This window comes from Chryseobacterium sp. VD8 (assembly GCF_037149975.1).
Taxonomy (GTDB): domain Bacteria; phylum Bacteroidota; class Bacteroidia; order Flavobacteriales; family Weeksellaceae; genus Chryseobacterium; species Chryseobacterium indicum.
Window position 1 is genome coordinate 1 of sequence record NZ_JBBCQL010000293.1, and the last position, 4,791, is coordinate 4,791.

The following is a 4,791-nucleotide window of genomic DNA, read 5'->3' on the forward strand; positions in this document are numbered from 1 at the left end:
TGCGTTAAAAAGCAATATGATTAATAACAGACCATCAAAAAACTTAATCTGAAACTGATTGCTTTCACTAATCAGAAAAATCTTTTAGCAGAAAAAATTTAATGAAATATCTTTAAAAATGGAGGTTTATCATAAGCTTGAAAGTTTATTTTTTATATTTTTGTCTAAATTTTTATAGGAAAAATAATGAAAAAAGTATTAGCAATCGCGTTTATCGGTGGTTTATTGGCAGCTAGCTGCTCTAAAAAGCCAAATCATGACTTACAGGACAGCAACACGATGTTGCCAGAACCGGATGCTCCAACGGTGGTGGATTCTACTGCCAAAAAAACTGAAGCAGCAAAAGTAAATGCCGCAGAATCTCTTCCTGCAGCTGAAGCTAAAGCAGATACTCTTACAAAAAAATAATGAAAAATCTGTTTTTGACAGGATGTCTGGCAATGCTGATGTTTTCCTGTTCCAAAAAAGAAAATACACCTGTTGATGCGGCTTCTCTCGAAGCTACATCAATGAATGAACCGGCGAAAAGTAATCTTTCCGGCGACAAAATTATTGAAACGCTGGATTGTTCCGGATGTCATGCGGTGAATGAAAGAATGATAGGACCTTCTTATCAAGAAATAGCAGATAAGTATTCTGAAAAGGATGCAGAAATGCTGGCTTCCAAGATTATAGAAGGCGGAAGCGGAGTTTGGGGAGGCGTTCCGATGTCTCCACATCCACAGGTATCGAAAGAAGATGCCAAAAAAATGGTACAGTATATTTTAAGTCTGAAAAAATAATTGATGACTGAAAAGTCTGCTTTACACCCAAGAAATCTGCATCGTGATCCTTATGATTTCGAAAAGCTGATTTCCTGTGTACCGGAACTAAAACATTATGTTTTTGTGAACGCTTATCAAAGTGTAACAATTAATTTCAGTCTTCCGAAGGCTGTAAAATTGCTGAATAAAGCGTTGTTGTTACACTTTTATAAGGTTCAGGATTGGGATATTCCCGATGGTAATCTTTGTCCGCCGATTCCCGGAAGAGCAGATTACATTCATTATATTGCCGATTTAATCGGTGAAAAAAATCCTCAGAATTCTGATGTTAAAGGACTGGATATCGGAACAGGAGCAAATCTTGTGTACCCTTTAATTGCCCACCGTGCTTACGGGTGGAAAATGCTTGGAACTGATATTAACAACAATTCCCTGAAAAATGCGGAATATATTTTAAGTCAGAATCCGGATTTATTCCCTTTTATACATCTGAAAAAACAGCCGGAACCTGAACATATTTTCAAGAATATTATTGATAAAGAAGATCGTTTTGCATTTTCGATGTGCAATCCGCCTTTTCATGATTCCGAAGAATCTGCCATGAAAGGGAATTTCAGAAAGACAAAAAATCTTAAAAAATCTACGGTTAAAAAACCATTGCTGAACTTCGGAGGACAACAGTCTGAATTATGGTGTGAAGGCGGAGAACTGGCATTCATTACAAATATGATTCGCGAAAGTGTGCTATATTCATCTCAGGTTTTATGGTTTACCTGTCTTGTTTCCAAAAAAGACAATCTCAGTAAATTAACATCCCTTATAAAGAATATAAAAGCAGCAGATCTCAGAATTATCGAAATGTCTCAGGGACAGAAAATCAGCCGTATATTGGCTTGGACTTTTGTTGATCCTAACAAGCATAAAGACTGGTTTTTGAAGTCAAAAATATAATCCCGTATCTGTAGCTTTTCAATTAATAGTGTTTTCTATGCACATTTCCTGTACGTTATTTGCGCTTTAGCATTATGTTCATGCAAAAATATCACGTCTGTTGTTTTTGACAGATAACCTTAGTTTCGGTTTGAAGCTATCTGATCATTTAGCAGTTTAATTAATATATACTGTATACAGTAATGTATTGGAGTGTAAAATATTTGCTTCAACTTTAAAGCAGAATTTTATAAATAATCACTAAATTTGTACGCTTTTAGAAAAATAAGAAATGCAATTATCAGAACAAGAAATCATTAGAAGAGAAAAGCTGAATAAGCTTGTTGAAATGGGGATTAATGCATTCCCGGCGGATGAATACATCATTACAGATACTACAGAATCTATAAAACAGGATTTCGCAGAAAGTAAACAGGTAAAGATCGCGGGAAGACTGATGTCGCGAAGAATTCAGGGGAAAGCTTCTTTTGCTGAATTGCAGGATTCTACAGGAAGAATTCAGGTGTACTTCAACAGAGACGAAATCTGTACAGGAGAAGATAAAACTCTATACAACGAAGTGTACAAGCACCTTTTGGATATCGGAGATATTATTGGAGTAGAAGGAGAGCTGTTTACAACACAGGTAGGAGAGAAGACGGTTTTGGTTAAAAATTTTACGCTGTTAACGAAATCTTTAAGACCTCTTCCGCAGGCAAAAACGGATGAAAACGGTGTTGTTCACGATGCTTTCAATGATCCGGAACTAAGATACAGACAGCGTTATGTAGATTTAACGGTAAATCCTCAGGTGAAAGAAGTTTTCGTAAAAAGAACAAAACTGTTCAATGCAATGAGAACATTCTTCAACGATGCAGGATATTTCGAAGTAGAAACTCCTATTTTACAGTCGATTCCGGGAGGAGCTGCAGCGAGACCTTTTATTACCCATCATAATGCTTTAGATATTCCTTTATATTTAAGAATTGCCAACGAACTGTATCTGAAAAGATTGATCGTGGGTGGTTTTGACGGGGTGTATGAATTCTCTAAAAACTTCAGAAATGAGGGGATGGACAGAACGCACAATCCTGAATTTACCGCAATGGAAATTTATGTAGCGTATAAAGATTATAACTGGATGATGGATTTCACTGAGAAGTTATTAGAGTTCTGTGCCATTCAGGTAAACGGAACAACAAAAGCTACTTTCGGAGAATATGAAGTGGATTTTAAAGCGCCTTACCAGAGAATTTCCATGACGGATGCGATTCTGAAATTTACAGGATTCGATATCACCGGAAAAACGGAGCAGGAATTATTCGATTTTGCGAAGTCTATCGGAATCGAAGTGAATGAAACGATGGGGAAAGGAAAATTAATTGATGAAATTTTTGGCGAAAAATGTGAAGGAAACTTTATTCAGCCAACTTTCATTACAGATTATCCTATTGAAATGTCACCACTTACGAAAAAGCACAGAAGTAAAGAAGGCTTAACCGAGCGTTTTGAACTGATGGTTTGCGGAAAAGAAATCGCTAACGCTTATTCTGAGCTTAATGATCCTATTGATCAGAGAGAACGTTTTGAAGATCAGTTAAAATTATCCGAAAAAGGAGATGATGAGGCAGGACAGTTTATTGATGAAGATTTCCTGAGAGCATTGGAATACGGTATGCCGCCAACTTCAGGATTAGGAATCGGGATGGACAGATTAATTATGTTCTTAACGAATAACGCATCTATTCAGGAAGTTTTATTCTTCCCTCAGATGAGACCTGAAAAAGCGGTTCCTCACATTGAACTGGGTGAAGATGAAAAAGTAATTATTGAAATTTTAAACTCTCAGGAAGAACCTTTTACATTGGCAGAAGTGAAAGAAAGAAGTCAGTTGTCCGGTAAAAAATGGGACAAAGCTTCCAAAACTTTAACGAAAAATAATCTGGTGAAAGTGGAGAAGATCGATGAGGTTCTTTTGATGAAACTGGTTTAAGATTTTATTTTATAATAATTTAGTTCCGGCGGAAGCGAAGCTTCCGCCGGAACTTTTTGTAAAGTTTAAGAAACTATTTCAGTACAATTTCCGTTATTTATAAAAACTAAATAAGATGAGAATTCTGATCGTCCTTATTTTTCTGTTCGTCAACACGAGAGCTCAAATGCTTAGTTCGGTTTATTTCGAGTACAACAGTTCTAAACTGACGAAAGACGCGCAAAAGAAACTTGACAGTCTGGCGCAACTTAGATATAATCTGAAATTCAGAATTTTTGGAAATTGTGATATTTCCGGAACTTCGGAATACAATAAAAAGCTGTCTGAAGATCGCGCAAATGCGGTTAATCGATATCTACAGTCAAAAATCGGAAACAATATCAAGCTGGAAAGTGTAGTAGGATTGGGAAAAGAAAAACCGATTAATGACAACAGTACCGAAGAACTGCGTGGTAAAAACAGAAGGGTAGATGTATTTATTGATCGGGTGATGATTGCCGGAGAAATACATTTGGGGAAAACCTTTGAGAGTTTTTTCAGCAAAAAAGTTTCAGAAATGAAAATCGGAGAAACTTTTTCTTTACCAAATGTTAATTTTATCGGAGGTCGCCACGTATGGCTGCCAAAAGGAAATAGTATATTGATGCAGTTAGCAGAAATTCTAAAAAATAATTCTACAGTTGAGGTAGAATTGCAGGGACATATCTGCTGTGATTATGATAATTTCGATGGTGAAGATTTAGATCTGAAAACATTTAACCTATCTTGGACAAGAGCCAATGCCATCAAAGAATTTCTGGAAAAACAGGGAATTGCTTCCACGCGCATCAAAGCAACCGGAATGGGACATCTCAATCCTGTTGTTTATCCCGAAAGAAAGGAAGAGGATTTTATGAAGAACAGAAGGGTAGAGATTGTTTTGCTTAAAAAATAGATGATAAGGTTTCGGCGCAGCAAAGCTGCGCCGAAACTCTTTATACATATAAAATTATCTTCTCTGTTTACTGAACGAAGCCATCAGATAAAATAGAAAAGGAAGGATGAATAACGATCCCAGCATTAAAGCCCATCCCAAAGCGGAAATAGTCTTTGGTGCTGCAACGT

The 4,791-nt window shown here is 36.5% G+C and carries 5 protein-coding genes; all 5 read left to right on the forward strand.

The genetic code is table 11. The features are described from left to right. Positions 1-186 precede the first annotated feature (186 nt). Positions 187-408: a hypothetical protein gene (locus WFK35_RS20680; RefSeq protein WP_076393272.1), complete on the forward strand. Its 222-nt coding sequence runs from the start codon at positions 187-189 to the stop codon at positions 406-408. Further along, positions 408-782, forward strand: a complete 375-nt coding sequence (locus WFK35_RS20685) for a c-type cytochrome (RefSeq protein ID WP_336734369.1) — start codon at positions 408-410, stop codon at positions 780-782. Before WFK35_RS20680 ends, WFK35_RS20685 begins: the two co-directional genes overlap by 1 nt. 3 nt (positions 783-785) lie before the next feature. Continuing rightward, on the forward strand, positions 786-1,715 hold the full coding sequence (gene rlmF / locus WFK35_RS20690; protein WP_336734372.1) for a 23S rRNA (adenine(1618)-N(6))-methyltransferase RlmF: 930 nt from the start codon (positions 786-788) through the stop codon (positions 1,713-1,715). Between the two features lie 271 nt (positions 1,716-1,986). After that, positions 1,987-3,687, forward strand: coding sequence for a lysine--tRNA ligase (gene lysS / locus WFK35_RS20695; RefSeq protein WP_336734374.1), 1,701 nt, complete (start codon positions 1,987-1,989; stop codon positions 3,685-3,687). A 115-nt stretch (positions 3,688-3,802) separates the two neighbouring features. Further along, the gene (locus WFK35_RS20700; RefSeq protein ID WP_336734376.1) at positions 3,803-4,621 is read left to right on the forward strand and encodes an OmpA family protein; all 819 of its coding nucleotides are present in this window, start codon (positions 3,803-3,805) and stop codon (positions 4,619-4,621) included. Positions 4,622-4,791: the final 170 nt, after the last annotated feature.

Coding starts and splice junctions, on each gene's coding strand:
- WFK35_RS20680 (WP_076393272.1), top strand. CDS start 187: ATGAAAAAAGTATTAGCAATCGCGTTTATCGGTGGTTTATTGGCAGCT.
- WFK35_RS20685 (WP_336734369.1), top strand. CDS start 408: ATGAAAAATCTGTTTTTGACAGGATGTCTGGCAATGCTGATGTTTTCC.
- rlmF (WP_336734372.1), top strand. CDS start 786: ATGACTGAAAAGTCTGCTTTACACCCAAGAAATCTGCATCGTGATCCT.
- lysS (WP_336734374.1), top strand. CDS start 1,987: ATGCAATTATCAGAACAAGAAATCATTAGAAGAGAAAAGCTGAATAAG.
- WFK35_RS20700 (WP_336734376.1), top strand. CDS start 3,803: ATGAGAATTCTGATCGTCCTTATTTTTCTGTTCGTCAACACGAGAGCT.